This is a genomic window from Gillisella terrae, from assembly GCF_004801395.1.
GTDB lineage: Bacteria > Pseudomonadota > Alphaproteobacteria > Rhizobiales > Rhizobiaceae > Allorhizobium > Allorhizobium terrae.
Genome location: NZ_SSOA01000002.1, coordinates 333,136 through 348,991 on the forward strand (window position 1 = coordinate 333,136; position 15,856 = coordinate 348,991).

28 protein-coding genes are annotated in these 15,856 nt (G+C 54.0%); 1 reads left to right on the forward strand and 27 read right to left on the reverse strand.

Annotated features, from left to right (window positions below):
- The first annotated feature begins 48 nt into the window (after nucleotides 1-48).
- Nucleotides 49-930: a DUF817 domain-containing protein gene (locus tag E6C51_RS05260; RefSeq protein ID WP_190235276.1), complete on the forward strand. Its 882-nt coding sequence runs from the start codon at nucleotides 49-51 to the stop codon at nucleotides 928-930.
- Between the two features lie 59 nt (nucleotides 931-989).
- On the opposite strand, the gene rplQ is transcribed toward E6C51_RS05260, so the two are convergent.
- From rplQ to rpsJ, 27 genes are all read right to left on the reverse strand, one after another.
- Nucleotides 990-1,415: a 50S ribosomal protein L17 gene (gene rplQ, locus E6C51_RS05265; protein WP_146929212.1), complete on the reverse strand. Its 426-nt coding sequence runs from the start codon at nucleotides 1,413-1,415 to the stop codon at nucleotides 990-992.
- Nucleotides 1,416-1,548: 133 nt separating this feature from the next.
- A complete protein-coding gene (locus E6C51_RS05270; RefSeq protein WP_146929209.1) occupies nucleotides 1,549-2,559 on the reverse strand; it encodes a DNA-directed RNA polymerase subunit alpha in 1,011 nt (336 codons plus the stop codon).
- A gap of 97 nt (nucleotides 2,560-2,656) precedes the next feature.
- Nucleotides 2,657-3,046 carry a 30S ribosomal protein S11 gene (gene rpsK / locus E6C51_RS05275; protein WP_007598338.1) on the reverse strand — a complete coding sequence of 130 codons (390 nt, stop codon included), beginning with the start codon at nucleotides 3,044-3,046 and terminating at the stop codon, nucleotides 2,657-2,659.
- A gap of 133 nt (nucleotides 3,047-3,179) precedes the next feature.
- Nucleotides 3,180-3,548 carry a 30S ribosomal protein S13 gene (gene rpsM, locus E6C51_RS05280; protein WP_146929206.1) on the reverse strand — a complete coding sequence of 123 codons (369 nt, stop codon included), beginning with the start codon at nucleotides 3,546-3,548 and terminating at the stop codon, nucleotides 3,180-3,182.
- Between the two features lie 228 nt (nucleotides 3,549-3,776).
- Complete coding sequence (locus E6C51_RS05285) at nucleotides 3,777-4,427, reverse strand: adenylate kinase (protein WP_190235277.1); 651 nt, start codon at nucleotides 4,425-4,427, stop codon at nucleotides 3,777-3,779.
- Entirely contained in the window at nucleotides 4,424-5,764 is a 1,341-nt protein-coding gene (secY, locus tag E6C51_RS05290) for a preprotein translocase subunit SecY (protein ID WP_146929201.1), read from the reverse strand. Before secY ends, E6C51_RS05285 begins: the two co-directional genes overlap by 4 nt.
- A 237-nt stretch (nucleotides 5,765-6,001) precedes the next feature.
- Nucleotides 6,002-6,481, reverse strand: coding sequence for a 50S ribosomal protein L15 (gene rplO / locus E6C51_RS05295; RefSeq protein ID WP_146929198.1), 480 nt, complete (start codon nucleotides 6,479-6,481; stop codon nucleotides 6,002-6,004).
- Nucleotides 6,482-6,497: 16 nt separating this feature from the next.
- A complete protein-coding gene (rpmD, locus tag E6C51_RS05300) occupies nucleotides 6,498-6,698 on the reverse strand; it encodes a 50S ribosomal protein L30 (protein WP_146929195.1) in 201 nt (66 codons plus the stop codon).
- A gap of 11 nt (nucleotides 6,699-6,709) precedes the next feature.
- The gene (gene rpsE / locus E6C51_RS05305; protein WP_146929192.1) at nucleotides 6,710-7,279 is read right to left on the reverse strand and encodes a 30S ribosomal protein S5; all 570 of its coding nucleotides are present in this window, start codon (nucleotides 7,277-7,279) and stop codon (nucleotides 6,710-6,712) included.
- 139 nt (nucleotides 7,280-7,418) lie between these two features.
- A complete protein-coding gene (gene rplR / locus E6C51_RS05310) occupies nucleotides 7,419-7,781 on the reverse strand; it encodes a 50S ribosomal protein L18 (RefSeq protein WP_146929189.1) in 363 nt (120 codons plus the stop codon).
- A gap of 12 nt (nucleotides 7,782-7,793) precedes the next feature.
- Nucleotides 7,794-8,327, reverse strand: a complete 534-nt coding sequence (gene rplF / locus E6C51_RS05315) for a 50S ribosomal protein L6 (RefSeq protein ID WP_146929186.1) — start codon at nucleotides 8,325-8,327, stop codon at nucleotides 7,794-7,796.
- A gap of 42 nt (nucleotides 8,328-8,369) precedes the next feature.
- On the reverse strand, nucleotides 8,370-8,768 hold the full coding sequence (gene rpsH, locus E6C51_RS05320) for a 30S ribosomal protein S8 (protein ID WP_146929183.1): 399 nt from the start codon (nucleotides 8,766-8,768) through the stop codon (nucleotides 8,370-8,372).
- Nucleotides 8,769-8,780: 12 nt separating this feature from the next.
- Nucleotides 8,781-9,086, reverse strand: a complete 306-nt coding sequence (gene rpsN, locus E6C51_RS05325) for a 30S ribosomal protein S14 (protein WP_146929180.1) — start codon at nucleotides 9,084-9,086, stop codon at nucleotides 8,781-8,783.
- A 33-nt stretch (nucleotides 9,087-9,119) separates the two neighbouring features.
- The gene (gene rplE / locus E6C51_RS05330; protein ID WP_146929177.1) at nucleotides 9,120-9,677 is read right to left on the reverse strand and encodes a 50S ribosomal protein L5; all 558 of its coding nucleotides are present in this window, start codon (nucleotides 9,675-9,677) and stop codon (nucleotides 9,120-9,122) included.
- Nucleotides 9,670-9,978 carry a 50S ribosomal protein L24 gene (gene rplX, locus E6C51_RS05335; RefSeq protein ID WP_146929171.1) on the reverse strand — a complete coding sequence of 103 codons (309 nt, stop codon included), beginning with the start codon at nucleotides 9,976-9,978 and terminating at the stop codon, nucleotides 9,670-9,672. Before rplX ends, rplE begins: the two co-directional genes overlap by 8 nt.
- A gap of 13 nt (nucleotides 9,979-9,991) precedes the next feature.
- The gene (rplN, locus tag E6C51_RS05340; protein WP_015915748.1) at nucleotides 9,992-10,360 is read right to left on the reverse strand and encodes a 50S ribosomal protein L14; all 369 of its coding nucleotides are present in this window, start codon (nucleotides 10,358-10,360) and stop codon (nucleotides 9,992-9,994) included.
- Between the two features lie 232 nt (nucleotides 10,361-10,592).
- Entirely contained in the window at nucleotides 10,593-10,829 is a 237-nt protein-coding gene (rpsQ, locus tag E6C51_RS05345; RefSeq protein WP_075640639.1) for a 30S ribosomal protein S17, read from the reverse strand.
- A 13-nt stretch (nucleotides 10,830-10,842) separates the two neighbouring features.
- Entirely contained in the window at nucleotides 10,843-11,043 is a 201-nt protein-coding gene (rpmC, locus tag E6C51_RS05350) for a 50S ribosomal protein L29 (RefSeq protein ID WP_146929168.1), read from the reverse strand.
- 11 nt (nucleotides 11,044-11,054) lie between these two features.
- Nucleotides 11,055-11,468, reverse strand: coding sequence for a 50S ribosomal protein L16 (gene rplP, locus E6C51_RS05355; protein WP_015915745.1), 414 nt, complete (start codon nucleotides 11,466-11,468; stop codon nucleotides 11,055-11,057).
- Nucleotides 11,469-11,504: 36 nt separating this feature from the next.
- On the reverse strand, nucleotides 11,505-12,218 hold the full coding sequence (gene rpsC, locus E6C51_RS05360) for a 30S ribosomal protein S3 (protein WP_146929165.1): 714 nt from the start codon (nucleotides 12,216-12,218) through the stop codon (nucleotides 11,505-11,507).
- Complete coding sequence (gene rplV / locus E6C51_RS05365) at nucleotides 12,218-12,607, reverse strand: 50S ribosomal protein L22 (protein WP_075640636.1); 390 nt, start codon at nucleotides 12,605-12,607, stop codon at nucleotides 12,218-12,220. Before rplV ends, rpsC begins: the two co-directional genes overlap by 1 nt.
- A 2-nt stretch (nucleotides 12,608-12,609) precedes the next feature.
- Nucleotides 12,610-12,888: a 30S ribosomal protein S19 gene (rpsS, locus tag E6C51_RS05370; RefSeq protein WP_015915742.1), complete on the reverse strand. Its 279-nt coding sequence runs from the start codon at nucleotides 12,886-12,888 to the stop codon at nucleotides 12,610-12,612.
- A gap of 15 nt (nucleotides 12,889-12,903) precedes the next feature.
- On the reverse strand, nucleotides 12,904-13,740 hold the full coding sequence (gene rplB / locus E6C51_RS05375) for a 50S ribosomal protein L2 (RefSeq protein ID WP_146929162.1): 837 nt from the start codon (nucleotides 13,738-13,740) through the stop codon (nucleotides 12,904-12,906).
- 11 nt (nucleotides 13,741-13,751) lie between these two features.
- The gene (locus E6C51_RS05380) at nucleotides 13,752-14,045 is read right to left on the reverse strand and encodes a 50S ribosomal protein L23 (protein ID WP_146929159.1); all 294 of its coding nucleotides are present in this window, start codon (nucleotides 14,043-14,045) and stop codon (nucleotides 13,752-13,754) included.
- A complete protein-coding gene (gene rplD / locus E6C51_RS05385) occupies nucleotides 14,042-14,662 on the reverse strand; it encodes a 50S ribosomal protein L4 (RefSeq protein ID WP_146929156.1) in 621 nt (206 codons plus the stop codon). Before rplD ends, E6C51_RS05380 begins: the two co-directional genes overlap by 4 nt.
- Nucleotides 14,663-14,674: 12 nt before the next feature.
- Entirely contained in the window at nucleotides 14,675-15,316 is a 642-nt protein-coding gene (gene rplC / locus E6C51_RS05390; protein WP_146929152.1) for a 50S ribosomal protein L3, read from the reverse strand.
- A gap of 170 nt (nucleotides 15,317-15,486) precedes the next feature.
- Nucleotides 15,487-15,795 (reverse strand): 30S ribosomal protein S10, encoded by a 309-nt coding sequence (gene rpsJ / locus E6C51_RS05395; protein ID WP_075640631.1) that lies wholly within the window; start codon nucleotides 15,793-15,795, stop codon nucleotides 15,487-15,489.
- Nucleotides 15,796-15,856: the final 61 nt, after the last annotated feature.

Genomic DNA, 15,856 nt, shown 5'->3' on the forward strand with positions numbered 1-15,856 from the left:
TGTATGGAACACGCAGATGAACTGACCTGAAACAACCACAGAGACGACATGCCACCTAATTTAAATCAAGCCTACAAAAGCCAGCATTTTTTAAACACGCTCGACACCTTTCTTCTCCATGGTCGCCCTTTTCGACACATCAGCGGCTTCAAACGCTTCATTATCGAGTTTGTTTATTTCGGCATAAAGGAAGCACGCTCTTGCGTTTTTGTTGGTCTGTTCTTTCTGGCAATCTTTCTCGTGCCACGCGCGGGCCTCATTGGCATACCCCGTTATGACCTGCTGCTGATCATCGCACTTGCAATACAGGCAGCCATGATAATCACCCGTCTGGAAACCTGGGATGAAGCAAAGACGATTGCAATGTTCCATGTCCTCGGATTTGCGTTAGAGGTTTTCAAAACCTCAGGCAGCATCCAATCCTGGTCTTATCCCGATTTCGCCTATACCAAACTCTTTGGCGTGCCGCTCTTTGCAGGCTTCATGTACGCCGCCGTGGGCTCTTACATCATTCAAGCCTGGCGCTTGCTGGATGTGCGCATCCGGCACCATCCACCCTATTGGATGTCGACCGCCATCGCCCTGGCAATCTACACCAATTTTTTCACCCACCATTACATCGGTGATTTCCGCTGGTACATCGCCGCCTGCACACTCGGGCTTTACGCCAGATCCACAGTGATCTACGTCCCCTATGATCGGCCGAGACGGATGCCCCTTCTGCTCTCTTTCATCCTCATTGGATTTTTCATCTGGCTTGCTGAAAACATCAGCACGATTTTCGGCATATGGCGCTATCCCAATCAGCAATTTGGCTGGTCTATGGTGCACTTGGGAAAATGGAGTTCCTGGTCCCTGCTGGTCATCATGTCCTTTGTGGTCGTCGCACAGCTAAAACATATCAAAAAGACCATCTACATCCCGGAATAGCAAAAAAAGCCGGATGGTTTCCCATCCGGCTCTCACAAACCCGAAAGTCTGCGCTTCTATTATGCGGCTTCTGCAGCTTCTGCTTCAGCAGCAACGCGAGCCTTGTCAGCTGCGCCCTTCGCATCAACATCGCGCTCAACGAATTCGATAACAGCCAGAGGCGCATTATCGCCCTGACGGTAACCAGCCTTCATAATACGCAGGTAGCCACCGTTACGGGTAGCGTAACGTGTTGCGATCGCGTCAAACAGCTTGCGAACAGCGTCAACGTCGCGGATCTGCGAGACAGCCTGACGGCGTGCATGCAGGTCGCCACGCTTGCCGAGCGTTACCAGCTTTTCAACGATCGGGCGAATTTCCTTCGCCTTTGGCAGTGTTGTTACGATCTGCTCATGCGTGATGAGCGAAGCAGCCATATTGGCAAACATTGCCTTACGATGGCTTGCAGTTCTATTCAGCTTGCGGCCGGCCTTCTGATGGCGCATTGCTCGTCTCCTTTAGTGCAGGTGCTCACATCTTGTGGCGACACTGCCGTTTCCTGACACATACGGGCACCCGGTTTACCATCGGCCCGCTGTTTGACTGGGAAAGGCAGAGTTGAACCTGCCTTATCTGTTATTAATATTGGTCTTCGTAGCGCTTTGCGAGATCTTCGATGTTCTCTGGCGGCCAGGCTGGAACTTCCATGCCCAGATGCAGACCCATGGAAGCCAAGACTTCCTTGATCTCGTTCAACGACTTGCGACCAAAGTTCGGCGTGCGCAGCATTTCTGCTTCGGTTTTCTGGATCAGATCACCGATGTAAACGATGTTATCGTTCTTCAAGCAGTTTGCAGAGCGCACCGAAAGTTCCAGCTCATCAACCTTCTTCAGCAGGGCTGGGTTGAATGCCAGTTCAGTGACCGACTCTTCTTCTGCTTCACGCTGTGGCTCATCGAAGTTGACGAAGACAGACAGCTGATCCTGCAGAATGCGAGCAGCAAAAGCCACCGCGTCTTCAACAGAAATAGAACCATCGGTTTCGACCGTCATGATCAGCTTATCGTAATCGAGAACCTGACCTTCACGGGTATTTTCAACCTTGTAGGACACCTTCTTGACTGGCGAATAGAGGCTGTCGACTGGGATAAGGCCAATCGGAGCATCTTCGGCACGATTACGATCGGCAGGGACGTAACCCTTACCGTTGTTGACCGTGAACTCCATGCGAATTTCCGCACCTTCGTCCAGCGTGCAGATCACGTGGTTGGGGTTCAGAATTTCGATATCGCCGACCGTCTGGATATCACCGGCAGTCACCACACCTGGGCCCTGCTTGCGAACAACCATGCGCTTTGCATCATCGCCGTCCATCTTGATGGCGATTTCCTTGATGTTCAGAACGATGTCAGTCACATCTTCGCGAACACCAGGGATAGAAGAAAACTCGTGCAGAACGCCGTCAATCTGAACAGCCGTTACCGCAGCACCACGCAACGAAGACAACAGAACCCGCCGCAAGGCGTTGCCGAGTGTCAGACCAAAACCACGCTCGAGCGGCTCAGCAACCAGAGTTGCCTTTGTGCGACCGCTTGACGTGAATTCAACCTTATTCGGCTTGATCAATTCCTGCCAATTCTTCTGAATCATATGTTTACCTTCCGTTCGTCGCCACCATTCAATCGTGACGACCGAGCATGAGAAGAACCGGGCGCGCGCAAACACACACCCGGCCGATTAAGAATGATCAGACGCGGCGCTTCTTGCGAGGGCGGCAGCCGTTGTGTGGAATCGGTGTTACGTCACGGATCGACGTAATCATGAAACCAGCAGCCTGCAGCGCGCGCAGAGCAGATTCGCGACCAGAACCTGGGCCACAAACTTCTACTTCCAGCGACTTCATGCCGTGTTCCTGTGCCTTCTTGGCGCAATCTTCAGCAGCGATCTGAGCTGCAAACGGCGTGGACTTGCGAGAACCCTTGAAGCCCTTGGCACCAGCAGAAGACCAGGCAATAGCATTGCCCTGGGCATCCGTAATGGTGATCATTGTATTGTTAAAAGTCGAGTTTACGTGCGCAACGCCCGACGAGATGTTTTTGCGTTCGCGACGGCGAATACGTGTGGCTTCCTTGGCCATTCAATTCCCTTTCATTGATCTCTTCACCGCCGTAACACCAGCGGCTCCACCGGGGCAAACCCGAAAGCCAACCCCTTAACTGCAACAAGGCCGGCACTGACGCGCCAGCCTTCAATTCGCCTGTAAGCGAAAATTACTTCTTCTTACCAGCAATCGCCTTGGCAGGACCCTTACGCGTACGAGCATTCGTATGCGTACGCTGACCGCGCACTGGCAAGCCGCGACGATGACGAAGGCCGCGGTAGCAACCGAGGTCCATCAGACGCTTGATGTTCATTGAAGTTTCGCGACGAAGATCACCTTCTACGCGATAATCGCGGTCGATAGTTTCGCGAATTGCAAGAACTTCAGCATCGGTGAGCTGATGGACGCGACGGTCAGCAGCCAAGCCGACCTTGTCCATGATTTCTTGCGCGAACTTTGGACCAATCCCGTGAATATAGGTCAGCGCAATGATAACGCGCTTTGCTGTTGGGATGTTGACGCCAGCGATACGTGCCACGCCTATTCTCCTTGCGTTCCAGTTGCCATCCGGCAAGTGGTGTCTCGTTTGACAGCCGATATTAGGGCCGCCGATTTATTTGGGTTCTCAACAAGTCAAAAAGACCGACCCCGTCCCCCAAAAGTGGAAGAACGCGCCGACCCATGAACTTTCGCGAGTTGGCGCGCTGTTTAACGGAATCAGGCGCAAAAAGCAACTGCTCCGCAAAAGAAATTCACCCCGATAGAATTAAAGACCGGAGAGAACGCTTTCTATTTCTGCTGTCACGCTGTCGATGTCGGCCATGCCGTCAACAGAGCGCAGTTTGCCCTTTGCGTAATAATAGCCGATCAAAGGAGAGGTCTCCTTGTAATAGGCCTGCAAACGGGTTTTGACAGTGTCCCGATTATCGTCAGGACGACGCTTGAAATGCGTCGATCCACACTTATCACAAACACCAGGAACCTGAGGCTTCAGGTTGTCATCGTGGTAGCCCGTACCGCAATTGGCGCAGGTATAGCGGCCAGCGATTCGGTCGGCAAGAACATCATCCTCAACGCGGATTTCAACAACAGCCGAAAGCTCAATGCCTTTGGCCTGAAGCATCTTTTCCGTCGCATCCGCTTGAACCAACGTCCGGGGGAAGCCATCGAGAATAAAGCCGTTTTCGCAATCAACCTGATCGATTCGTTCTGCAACAATTGCAATCACAATATCATCAGACACGAGTTTACCCGCGTCCATCACGGCTTTCGCACGCTTGCCAACCTCAGTTTGTGCAGCCACAGCCGCACGCAACATGTCACCAGTGGACAGCTGAGGAATGCCGTATTTTTCGACAATCCTGTGCGCCTGAGTGCCCTTCCCGGCCCCGGGCGGCCCTAACAGTATTAATCTCATCTTCCCCTCTTCCCTCCACGCAATTTTGATTTCTTGATCAGCCCCTCGTATTGCTGCGCAATCAAGTGCCCCTGTATCTGTGCTACCGTATCAAGGGTCACGCTGACAACAATCAAAAGCGATGTACCACCAAGGGATAAGGGAACCCCCGTTTGGGAAACCAAAATTTCGGGAAGAATACAGACGAATACAAGGTAAATCGCACCAACCAAGGTTATACGGGTGAGAACATAGTCAATATATTCCGCCGTACGATCACCGGGCCGAATCCCCGGAATAAACCCGCCGTGCTTTTTAAGGTTATCGGCGGTGTCCTTCGGATTGAAGACGATCGCCGTGTAGAAGAATGCGAAAAAGCCGATCAACAACGCATAGAGCACCATGTAAGCTGGCTGACCGTGGCCAAGAGCACTGATGATGCTGGTTGCCCAGGAAGGCAGCGTCGATGTTCCGGTAAAGCCAGCCGCAGTTGCAGGCAGCAGAAGCAGCGAGCTGGCAAAAATCGCGGGGATAACGCCAGATGTGTTGAGCTTCAGTGGCAAATGCGATGTGTCGCCCTGGAACATGCGATTGCCAACCTGGCGCTTCGGATACTGGATCAGCAGACGACGTTGAGCGCGTTCGAAAAACACGATCAAAGCAATCACCAGAATAGCAACAACAATCACTGTCAGGATCGCAGCCGTTGACAGCGCACCCGTACGGCCGAGTTCAAGAGTCCCGGCCAGCGCCGTTGGCAAACCGGCAGCAATACCCGCAAAGATGATCAGCGAGATACCATTGCCAATACCACGCGACGTGATCTGCTCACCAAGCCACATCAGGAACATCGTGCCGCCCAAAAGGGTTACAACGGTGGAAATACGGAAGAAAATGCCAGGATCATTGACCAGTCCAGCGCCATGCTCGAGGCCAACCGCGATGCCATAAGCTTGCAGTGTGCCGAGCAAAACTGTGCCGTAACGGGTATATTGGTTGATGATTTTACGGCCCTGCTCACCCTCTTTCTTGAGGTTTTCGAGCGATGGCACGACGGAGGTCATCAACTGCACGATGATCGATGCAGAAATATAGGGCATGATGCCGAGCGCAAAAATCGCCATGCGCTGCACTGCACCACCCGAAAACATGTTGAACAGCCCCAGAATGCCGCCGGACTGACCTTTAAAGGCCGCCGCATAGGCTTCCGGGTTCAGTCCCGGCAGCGGAATGTGAGTTCCGAGACGATAGACAAGAAGGGCAGCCAACGTGAACCAAATGCGCTTTTTCAGATCCTCTGCTTTTGCAAAGGTAGAAAAATTCAGGTTCGAGGCCAATTGTTCCGCTGCAGAAGCCATCAAATTCTCCGCTTCACCACATCAAGTGCCCTGCTCTCTTGGGACACCGAAGGTAAAAATTCTTATTTTCTTGACGAAAACGGAGCGATGCAGAGTTTGCAAAACCAACTCAAAGCCTCACCCTCAGTTTTCCGAAATCTCCCGGAAGACGGACTTATTCCATCCATGGGTCGCGAGGCACACATATGGGAGAAAAATCGCCCGGTGTGAAGCACCCCGGGCGATTATATTCATCTATTATTCAGCTGCAGCGGCCTTGACGGCCAGCAACTTGATCGATCCGCCAGCCTTTTCGATCTTTTCGACCGCAGGCTTGGAGGCACCAGCCACTTCCAGAGTGACCTTGGCAGTCAATTCGCCGTCAGCGAGAATGCGAACGCCGTCCTTGATGCGACGAATCACACCAGCTGCCTTCAAAGCAGCTGCATCAACTGTAGCAGTTGCGTCGAGCTTGCCAGCATCGATTGCCTGCTGAAGACGACCAACGGACACGGTGGTGAATTCAGAAGCGAAGATGTTGTTAAAGCCGCGCTTTGGCAGGCGACGATAGATAGGCATCTGACCGCCTTCGAAGCCGTTTACGGCAACGCCGGAACGAGCCTTCTGACCCTTCACGCCGCGACCACCGGTCTTGCCCTTGCCGGAACCAATACCGCGACCAACGCGGATACGGTTCTTTGTGGAGCCTTCGTTGTCTTTGATTTCATTCAGTTTCATGACAAATTCCCCCGTCTCACTTCTCTTCGACAACGCGAACGAGATGCTGGACAGCACGGATCATGCCACGAACCGAAGGAGTATCTTCCAACGTGCGGACCCGGTGCATTTTGTTGAGGCCCAGGCCGATGAGCGTCTGGCGCTGTACAGCCGGGCGGCGGATAGGCGAACCGATCTGTTCGACCGTGATCGTCTTGGCTTCAGTGTTCTTGGCCATTGTTCAGCTCCTTATTCTTCAGAACCGTTGCCGGCAGCAGCGCGGCGGGCCTGCAAGGTTGCATACTTCAGGCCACGCTGAGCAGCGACGTCCTTTGGATGAACCTGATGCTTCAGGGCATCAAATGTTGCACGAACCATGTTGTATGGGTTCGAAGAACCGGTCGACTTTGCAACAACGTCGTGCATGCCAAGGGTTTCAAACACAGCGCGCATTGGACCACCAGCGATGATACCGGTACCAGCCTTTGCAGAACGCAAAAGAACCTTACCAGCGCCATGACGACCATTGACGTCGTGATGAAGTGTACGGCCATCACGCAGCGGAACGAAAATCAATTCGCGCTTGGCAGCTTCAGTTGCCTTGCGGATCGCTTCTGGAACTTCACGAGCCTTGCCGTGACCGAAGCCAACGCGGCCCTTCTGGTCGCCAACAACAACGAGAGCAGCAAATCCGAAACGACGGCCGCCCTTAACAACTTTCGCTACACGATTGATCGCGACCAGCTTGTCAACAAACTCGCTGTCACGCTCTTCACGGTTCTGACGGTCATCCCGCGAACCACGCTTTTCTTGTGCCATTGTCCTTTTCCTTTTTTCTTTTCCGGGTGCAATCGGCAGATTACAATAAATGTCCGCCCTGCCCTTTCAGGGTAAGAGCGGTATCCGGGTGGCCAGCTAAAAAGCCGGAAAGCCGCCCGGCGAACCGGGCGGCAATTCATTAGAACGAAAGACCGCCTTCGCGGGCAGCTTCGGCCAATGCCTTGATGCGGCCGTGATAAATGAAGGCTCCGCGGTCGAAGACCACTTCCTTCACACCAGCTTCAACCGCACGCTCAGCAACCAACTTGCCAACAGCGGCAGCTGCCGCAATGTCAGCACCGGTCTTGAGCGAAGAACGCAGACCTGCGTCCAGCGTCGATGCAGCGGCCAAAGTGCGGCCAGCCACGTCGTCGATAACCTGGACGTAGATGTTCTTCGAAGAGCGATGTACCGACAGACGCGGACGGCCATTGGCCACCGCTTTGATCTGACGCCGTACACGGTTCGCACGACGTACAAGTGCTTCTTTTCTGCTTGCCATTTCGCGCGTTCCTTACTTCTTCTTGCCTTCTTTGCGGATAATCCGCTCTTCGGCATACTTGACGCCCTTGCCCTTGTAAGGCTCAGGACCGCGATATTCGCGGATCTCTGCAGCGACCTGACCGACCTGCTGCTTGTTGATCCCCGTGATCACGATTTCCGTCGGCTTAGGAACGGCAATGGTAACACCAACTGGTGGCTCATACACAACGTCGTGGGAGAAACCGAGAGCCAGCTGCAGGTTCTTGCCCTGAAGCGACGCGCGGTAACCAACGCCGTTGATTTCAAGCTTGCGCTCGAAGCCATCCTTAACACCCTTGAAGATGTTTTCGATCATCGTGCGGGACATGCCCCACTTTGAACGAGCATCCTTGGAGTCGTTCACTGGCTTAACAACAACAGCGTTGTTTTCCAGAACAACCGAGATTTCGTCATTTGCGACGAAGAAAAGTTCACCCTTGGGGCCCTTTGCAGTCACTTTCTGGCCATCAACAGTGGCCGTGATTCCTGCAGGAACCTGAACGGGCTTTTTACCGATACGAGACATGTTTATATCCTGTCTGTTCGCCAGGGAGATCTCCGCACTGCCTTAGAAGACAGAGCAGAGAACCTCGCCACCAACATTCTGTTCACGAGCCTGGTGATCGGCCATTACGCCCTTCGGAGTCGAAAGGATGGTAATGCCGAGGCCGTTCGCGACCTGCGGAATGGACTTGACCGAGACATAAACTCGGCGGCCCGGCTTAGACACGCGGCCGATCTCACGGATCACCGACGCACCTTCATAATACTTCAGTTCGATCGTGATTTCGGACTTGCCGTTACCATGATCAACTTCAGAATAGCCACGGATGTAGCCTTCAGCCTGCAAAACATCCAAAACGCGCGCACGCAGCTTGGAAGCCGGAGTGACCACAGAAGCCTTGCGGCGAGCGGCACCATTCCGGATACGGGTGAGCATATCGCCCAACGGATCAGTCATCGTCATTTGCCCGTCTCCTTACCAGCTCGACTTAACAACGCCCGGCACCTTGCCGGTGTTGCCAAGCTCACGAAGCGCGATACGCGACATCTTGAGTTTACGATAGAAAGCACGCGGACGACCGGTGACTTCGCAACGATTGCGAATGCGGGTCTTGGAGCCATCACGTGGCAATTCTGCCAGCTTGAGGGTTGCCTTGAACCGTTCCTCAATCGAAAGGGACTGGTTCATGATAATTGCCTTCAGCTCGGCCCGCTTTCCGGCCTGCTGGGCAACTGTCTTGCGGCGGCGCTTGTTCTTTTCAACTGCGCTTGTCTTCGCCATATCGAAGTTCCTCTTCTACGCTCGTCGTTACGGTTATTGACGGAACGGGAAGTTGAACTCTTTCAAGAGAGCCCGAGCTTCGTCGTCCGTAGTGGCCGTCGTGCAAACGATGATATCCATGCCCCACATCTGATCAACTTTATCGTAGTTGACCTCTGGGAACACAATGTGCTCCTTGATGCCCATGGCGAAGTTGCCACGGCCGTCAAAGCTTTTCGGGTTCAGACCACGAAAGTCGCGAACGCGCGGAAGCGCGATGTTGGTCAAGCGATCCAGAAACTCGTACATGCGTGCGCCACGAAGAGTAACCTTCGCACCGATTGGCATGCCTTCGCGGACCTTGAAGCCAGCGATAGAGTTGCGAGCCTTGGTAATGACAGGCTTCTGACCGGCAATAGCAGCCAAATCAACTGCTGCAACCGAAGGCTTCTTCGAATCAGCCGTCGCTTCACCCACACCCATGTTGATAACAACCTTGGTGATCTTCGGGATCTGCATTTCGTTCGCGTAGGAGAACTGCTCCTGCATGGCCTTGCGAATACGGGAAACGTACTCGACCTTCAGCCGTGGCTCATACTTGCTCTCAGCCATCGATCACTTCTCCCGAACGCTTGGCAACACGAACCTTCTTGCCATCAACAACTGCGAAACCAACGCGGGTTGGCTTGCCGTCCTTGTCAACGATAGCAAGGTTGGAAAGGTGCAGAGACGCTTCCTTGTTAACGATGCCGGCTTCCTGGGTCTGCGTCTGACGCTGATGGCGCTTGACAACATTAATACCCTTGACGACCGCACGGTCTTCCTTTGGCATCACTTGAATAACTTCACCGGAACGACCCTTGTCCTTACCGGTCAATACGACAACCTTGTCGCCTTTACGAATCTTTTGCATCGTCATCGCTCCCTTAAAGAACTTCCGGAGCCAGCGAGATGATCTTCATGTGGTTCTTGGCGCGGAGTTCGCGCGGAACCGGTCCGAAGATACGGCTGCCGATAGGCTCTTTCTTATTGTCGATAAGAACTGCTGCGTTGTTATCGAAGCGGATGACGCTGCCGTCGGCGCGACGGATGTCTTTAGCGGTACGCACTACAACCGCTTTCATCACGTCACCCTTCTTCACGCGGCCACGCGGAATAGCTTCCTTGATGGAAACGACGATAATGTCGCCCACCGAAGCGTATTTACGCTTGGAGCCGCCCAGCACCTTGATGCACATGACACGACGTGCGCCGGAATTGTCGGCAACGTCGAGGTTAGTCTGCATCTGAATCATGTCAGGTCGCCTTTTCGTTATACCGGAACGGTTGGGCAAGCGCCCCCTATTCCGGCTTATGGATTTTTCTCAATTTTCGAGCGAAGGAGGATCTTGCATAGGTGGTTTCCCCTTGGGACCTTCCCTGCGCTCAAAGCAAAAGAACGCTCTCAGTGGAGCGTTCTTGCGCCGTTGGGGTGCTTCATACAGATTTTTGGGAAAGGCGCAAGGGCCTTTCCCGTTTCTCTGTAAATTAAGCCTGGGCGGAGATAACCGTCCAGCACTTATCCTTGGAAATCGGTGCACATTCCTGAATGGAAACCATGTCACCGGTCTTGTATTGGTTGGTCTCGTCGTGAGCCTTGTACTTCTTGGAACGACGAACAGTCTTCTGGAGCAGTGGGTGAGCGAATCGACGCTCAACCCGGACCACAACAGTCTTGTCGTTCTTGTCGCTGACGACGACGCCCTGCAGAATGCGTTTAGGCATATTTTCTGGTCCTTTAGGCCTTGGCTTCTGCCGCCTTCTGGCGGGCAATGGTTTTCACGCGGGCGATGTCCTTGCGAACTTCGTTAACACGCGAGGACTTTTCAAGCTGGCCAGTGGCCTTCTGAAAGCGCAGGTTAAACTGCTCTTTCTTCAGGCTGGCAAGCTCGTCCTTCAATTGATCAGCGCTCATGGCGCGAACATCTGCGGCTTTCATGGCTTGATCCCTCACTCTGCAATGCGCTGTACGAAGCGCGTCTTGACCGAGAGCTTGGCCGAACCGAGACGAAGCGCCTCGCGGGCGATCTCCTCGGAAACACCGTCGATCTCGAACATCATACGGCCGGGCTTGACCTTGCATGCCCAGTACTCAACAGAGCCCTTACCTTTACCCATACGGACTTCGGTAGGCTTTGCCGTTACTGGAACATCGGGGAATACCCGGATCCACACGCGACCTGCGCGCTTCATATAACGTGTGATCGCACGGCGAGCCGCTTCGATTTCACGTGCATTGACGCGGTTAGGCTCAAGAGCCTTCAGGCCGAATTCACCGAACGCCAGGTCGAAACCGCCCTTGGCAACGCCCTTGATGCGCCCCTTGAACTGCTTGCGATACTTGGTACGCTTTGGTTGCAACATTTTCTATTCTCCAAACTTTCTGCCACGCGGCGCCAATTACGCGTTCTCGCGGCGGCGGTTGTTGGTGCTGCTACCCTGGGCGTCACCTTCCAGAGCACGACGCTCGGAAGCCATTGGATCGTGCTCAAGGATTTCGCCCTTGAAGATCCAAACCTTGATGCCGCAAATACCGTATGCGGTAGAGGCTTCAGCCGTACCGTAGTCGATATCCGCACGCAGCGTGTGAAGCGGAACGCGGCCTTCGCGGTACCATTCTGTACGAGCGATTTCGGCACCACCGAGACGGCCTGCACACGTGATCTTGATGCCTTCGGCACCCAGACGCATGGCGGACTGAACGGAGCGCTTCATGGCGCGACGGAAAGCGATACGGCGCTCGAGCTGCTGGGCGATCGACTGAGCGACCAGCGTTGCGTCGATTTCTGGCTTACGAACTTCAACGATATTGAGGTGCGTTTCCGAGTTGGTCATCTCAGACAGCTTCTTGCGAAGCTTTTCGATGTCCGCACCCTTCTTGCCGATGATCAAGCCTGGACGAGCCGAGTGGATCGTAACGCGGCACTTCTTGTGCGGACGCTCGATAACCACCTTGGCGATACCAGCCTGCTTCAATTCAGCCATGATGTAAGCACGGATCTTCAGATCTTCGTGCAACAACTGACCGTATTCAGCATTGTCGGCGAACCAACGGCTATCCCAGGTGCGATTAATGCCCAGACGGAAACCGATTGGATTAATTTTCTGACCCATTATGCAGCCTCCACTTTGGCTTCGACTTCGCGCACGACGATTGTCAAATGTGCGAACGGCTTTTCAATGCGCGATGCGCGGCCGCGGCCACGAGCGTGGAAACGCTTCATGGTGATCGACTTACCAACATAAGCCTCAGCAACGATCAACTGATCGACGTCGAGGTCGTGGTTGTTCTCAGCATTCGCGATAGCAGACTCGAGGGTCTTCTTCACGGTGCCTGCAATACGCTTGCGGGAGAACTCGAGGTCGGCCAGAGCCCGGTCGACCTTCTTGCCACGAATCATAGCTGCAACCAGGTTGAGCTTCTGAGGGCTGACGCGGAGTGTACGCGCAACTGCTTGCGCCTCATTGTCCTGCAACCGGCGTTCGGCTTTTGCCTTGCCCATCGTTACTTCCTCTTCGCTTTCTTGTCCGCACCATGACCGTAGTAGGTCCGGGTAGGAGCGAATTCACCGAACTTGTGGCCAACCATGTCTTCGTTGACGCTGACCGGGATGTGTTTGCTGCCGTTATAGACGCCGAACGTCAAACCGACAAACTGTGGCAAGATTGTCGACCGACGGGTCCACATCTTGATCACTTCGCTACGACCGCTTTCGCGAACCTTCTCAGCCTTCTTAAGAAGGTAGCCGTCAACGAAGGGGCCTTTCCATACTGAACGAGCCATCTCTGACTACCTCTCTTACTTCTTCTTCTGGTGGCGCGAGCGCATGATGAACTTGTCTGTCGACTTGTTCGAACGTGTGCGCTTGCCCTTGGTGGGCTTGCCCCAAGGCGACACTGGATGACGGCCACCCGAGGTGCGGCCTTCACCACCGCCGTGCGGGTGGTCAACCGGGTTCATAACAACGCCGCGAACATGCGGACGCTTGCCGCGCCAGCGCGAACGACCAGCCTTACCGTCATTGGTGTTGGCATGGTCGGAGTTCGACACCGCACCAATCGTTGCAAGGCAAGTGCCGTGCACCAAACGCTGCTCGCCAGAGCTCAAACGCAGGATCGCCATGCCGCTATCGCGACCAACGAGCTGAACGTAGGCACCAGCAGAACGAGCCACCTGACCGCCCTTGCCTGGCTTCAATTCCACATTGTGGATAATCGAGCCAACAGGGATGTACTGCAGAGGCATGGTGTTGCCTGGCTTTACGTCAACGGCCTTTTCAGAGGCAATAACCTTATCGCCAGCAGCAAGACGCTGAGGAGCAATAATGTAAGCCTGCTCACCATCGGTGTAGGTTACCAGAGCAATGAACGCTGTACGGTTAGGGTCGTACTCGAGACGCTCAACCGTGCCTTCAACTTCAAACTTGCGACGCTTGAAGTCTACCAGACGGTAGGTGCGCTTGTGACCGCCGCCCTGAAAGCGAACTGTGATGCGACCGAGGTTGTTACGACCACCCTTGGAGTGGAGGCCTTCGGTCAACGACTTGACTGGCTTGCCCTTGTAGAGGCCGGACCGGTCAACGATAACCAGCTGACGCTGGCTCGGGGTCGTCGGATTGAAATTTTTCAATGCCATTTTTCTGTTCCTCAGAGACCGGTGGACACGTCGATGGACTGACCCTCAGCGAGCGTAACGATCGCCTTCTTCACGTCCTTCTGCTTCCCAGAAAAACCGCGGAAACGCTTGGTCTTGCCCTTGCGGAGCAGCGTGTTCACGGCAGTCACCTTTACACCGAAGAGAGCTTCAACAGCAGCCTTGATTTGCGGCTTGGAAGCAGTCTTGGCAACATTAAAGACCACCTGGCTGTATTCAGATACCATAGTGGACTTTTCAGTGATCGATGGAGATACGATCACGTCGTAGTGGCGAAGATCAGTCATTTGAACCGCTCCTCCAGAGCTTCAACTGCAGCCTTGGAAAGCACCAGCTTGCCGCGACGCAGAATGTCATAAACGTTGATGCCCTGAACTGGCAAAACATCGATATTCGGGATGTTTGCAGCTGCGAGCTTGAAGTTGTTGTCCAGTTCAACACCGCCGATGAACAAAGCATTGTTCAGGCCGAGAGCTTCGAACGAACCAACAAGGCCCTTTGTCTTTGGATCGGCCGAAACCAACTGATCAACAATGATCAGATCTTCAGACTTGAGCTTGGCAGACAAAGCATGACGCAAAGCAAGAGCGCGAACCTTCTTTGGCAGGTCATGCTCGTGGCTGCGAACAACCGGACCATGAGCCTTACCACCGCCACGGAACTGTGGAGCGCGTGCCGAATGGTGACGAGCGCGACCCGTTCCCTTCTGCTTGTACATCTTGGCACCAGTGCGCGAAACTTCTGCACGGGTCTTGGACTTGTGAGTGCCCTGCTGCTTCTTGGCGAGCTGCCAACGCACCATACGAGCGATAATGTCTTCGCGGGGCTCGAGGCCAAAAATGGCGTCGGACAGAGAAACCTTACCGGCTTCTTTCCCATCAATAGTCTTGACGTTGAGTTCCATGATTTGGCTCCCTTACTTCGATGCCGACTTGACGGCGTCGCGCACGATGATCCAGGAACCCTTGGAACCGGGAACTGCGCCCTTCACCAGGATAAGACCACGATCTTCATCGGTCGAAACAACTTCAAGATTCTGAGTTGTCACACGGGTCTGACCCATATGACCTGCCATCCGCTTGCCCTTCCAGACCTTACCTGGGTCCTGGTTGGAACCGGTCGAACCGTGAGAACGGTGCGAAACCGAAACACCGTGAGTCGCGCGAAGACCACCAAAGTTGTGGCGCTTCATCGCACCAGCAAAACCTTTACCAATGGTCGTGCCAGTCACGTCAACCAACTGACCAGACGCAAAGTGGCTGGCCTTAAGCTCTGCACCAACATCAATCAGATTGTCTTCAGAAACGCGGAACTCAAGCAGCTTTGCTTTAGGCTCAACGTTTGCAGCGGCAAAATTGCCACGCATAGCCTTGGATGTATTCTTGACTTTCGCCTGGCCAGCACCGAGCTGAACAGCCGTGTAGCCATGCTTGTCGGCGGTGCGGTGAGCGACCACCTGGCAGTTATCCAAGCGCAGTACTGTTACCGGAATGTGCTCGCCGGCGTCGTTGTAGACCCGGGTCATTCCTACTTTCTGTGCAATCACACCTGAACGCATAGGTTCATTCCTCTTGAGAGTAAAACAAGCACTTTTCAGCGCTTGCCCGCCTCTTGTTTAAGGATTCCATTCAGGCCCTTCCGAACCTTCAGGTTTCCCGTTTCGAGAAGTCGTTGGCAGGTCTTGCCACGTACCTTCCTTGTTATTACGGCTCTCGCCGGAATTCTTTTTTAAAGCTTGATCTCTACATCAACGCCAGCAGCCAGATCGAGCTTCATCAAAGCATCAACTGTCTGGGGTGTAGGATCAACGATGTCGAGCAAACGCTTGTGCGTGCGCATCTCGAACTGTTCGCGGCTCTTTTTATCAACGTGAGGCGAACGGTTGACTGTGAATTTTTCAATACGGGTTGGGAGCGGTACTGGACCACGCACGCTCGCACCGGTACGCTTGGCAGTCGACACAATTTCGCGTGTCGATGCATCGAGGACCCGGTGATCAAACGCCTTGAGGCGGATGCGGATATTCTGGCCGGTCATTGGACTTGTCCTTGTTTCTTTTCTTGCGCCCCGCATACGCGAAGACAACGAATTACCAATT

Bases quoted from the DNA above. Each gene is read 5' to 3' on its own strand.
- rpsN (WP_146929180.1), bottom strand. From the start codon at position 9,086: ATGGCGAAGACAAGCGCAGTTGAAAAGAACAAGCGCCGCCGCAAGACA.
- rpsE (WP_146929192.1), bottom strand. From the start codon at position 7,279: ATGGCACAAGAAAAGCGTGGTTCGCGGGATGACCGTCAGAACCGTGAA.
- rplB (WP_146929162.1), bottom strand. From the start codon at position 13,740: ATGGCATTGAAAAATTTCAATCCGACGACCCCGAGCCAGCGTCAGCTG.
- rplC (WP_146929152.1), bottom strand. From the start codon at position 15,316: ATGCGTTCAGGTGTGATTGCACAGAAAGTAGGAATGACCCGGGTCTAC.
- E6C51_RS05270 (WP_146929209.1), bottom strand. From the start codon at position 2,559: ATGATTCAGAAGAATTGGCAGGAATTGATCAAGCCGAATAAGGTTGAA.
- rplE (WP_146929177.1), bottom strand. From the start codon at position 9,677: ATGGCTGAGAGCAAGTATGAGCCACGGCTGAAGGTCGAGTACGTTTCC.
- rplD (WP_146929156.1), bottom strand. From the start codon at position 14,662: ATGGAACTCAACGTCAAGACTATTGATGGGAAAGAAGCCGGTAAGGTT.
- rpsS (WP_015915742.1), bottom strand. From the start codon at position 12,888: ATGGCTCGTTCAGTATGGAAAGGCCCCTTCGTTGACGGCTACCTTCTT.
- rplR (WP_146929189.1), bottom strand. From the start codon at position 7,781: ATGGCAAGCAGAAAAGAAGCACTTGTACGTCGTGCGAACCGTGTACGG.
- rplN (WP_015915748.1), bottom strand. From the start codon at position 10,360: ATGATTCAGATGCAGACTAACCTCGACGTTGCCGACAATTCCGGCGCA.
- rpmC (WP_146929168.1), bottom strand. From the start codon at position 11,043: ATGAAAGCCGCAGATGTTCGCGCCATGAGCGCTGATCAATTGAAGGAC.
- rplX (WP_146929171.1), bottom strand. From the start codon at position 9,978: ATGCAAAAGATTCGTAAAGGCGACAAGGTTGTCGTATTGACCGGTAAG.
- rpsQ (WP_075640639.1), bottom strand. From the start codon at position 10,829: ATGCCTAAACGCATTCTGCAGGGCGTCGTCGTCAGCGACAAGAACGAC.
- rplF (WP_146929186.1), bottom strand. From the start codon at position 8,327: ATGTCTCGTATCGGTAAAAAGCCCGTTCAGGTTCCTGCAGGAATCACG.
- E6C51_RS05285 (WP_190235277.1), bottom strand. From the start codon at position 4,427: ATGAGATTAATACTGTTAGGGCCGCCCGGGGCCGGGAAGGGCACTCAG.
- rplP (WP_015915745.1), bottom strand. From the start codon at position 11,468: ATGTTGCAACCAAAGCGTACCAAGTATCGCAAGCAGTTCAAGGGGCGC.
- rplO (WP_146929198.1), bottom strand. From the start codon at position 6,481: ATGAAACTGAATGAAATCAAAGACAACGAAGGCTCCACAAAGAACCGT.
- rplQ (WP_146929212.1), bottom strand. From the start codon at position 1,415: ATGCGCCATCAGAAGGCCGGCCGCAAGCTGAATAGAACTGCAAGCCAT.
- E6C51_RS05380 (WP_146929159.1), bottom strand. From the start codon at position 14,045: ATGACTGATCTTCGCCACTACGACGTGATCGTATCTCCATCGATCACT.
- rpmD (WP_146929195.1), bottom strand. From the start codon at position 6,698: ATGGCCAAGAACACTGAAGCCAAGACGATCACGGTCGAACAGATCGGT.
- rpsJ (WP_075640631.1), bottom strand. From the start codon at position 15,795: ATGACCGGCCAGAATATCCGCATCCGCCTCAAGGCGTTTGATCACCGG.
- rplV (WP_075640636.1), bottom strand. From the start codon at position 12,607: ATGGGCAAGGCAAAAGCCGAACGCCGGTTGCAGGACAATGAGGCGCAA.
- rpsC (WP_146929165.1), bottom strand. From the start codon at position 12,218: ATGGGTCAGAAAATTAATCCAATCGGTTTCCGTCTGGGCATTAATCGC.
- rpsH (WP_146929183.1), bottom strand. From the start codon at position 8,768: ATGACGATGACTGATCCGTTGGGCGATATGCTCACCCGTATCCGGAAT.
- E6C51_RS05260 (WP_190235276.1), top strand. From the start codon at position 49: ATGCCACCTAATTTAAATCAAGCCTACAAAAGCCAGCATTTTTTAAAC.
- secY (WP_146929201.1), bottom strand. From the start codon at position 5,764: ATGGCTTCTGCAGCGGAACAATTGGCCTCGAACCTGAATTTTTCTACC.
- rpsK (WP_007598338.1), bottom strand. From the start codon at position 3,046: ATGGCCAAGGAAGCCACACGTATTCGCCGTCGCGAACGCAAAAACATC.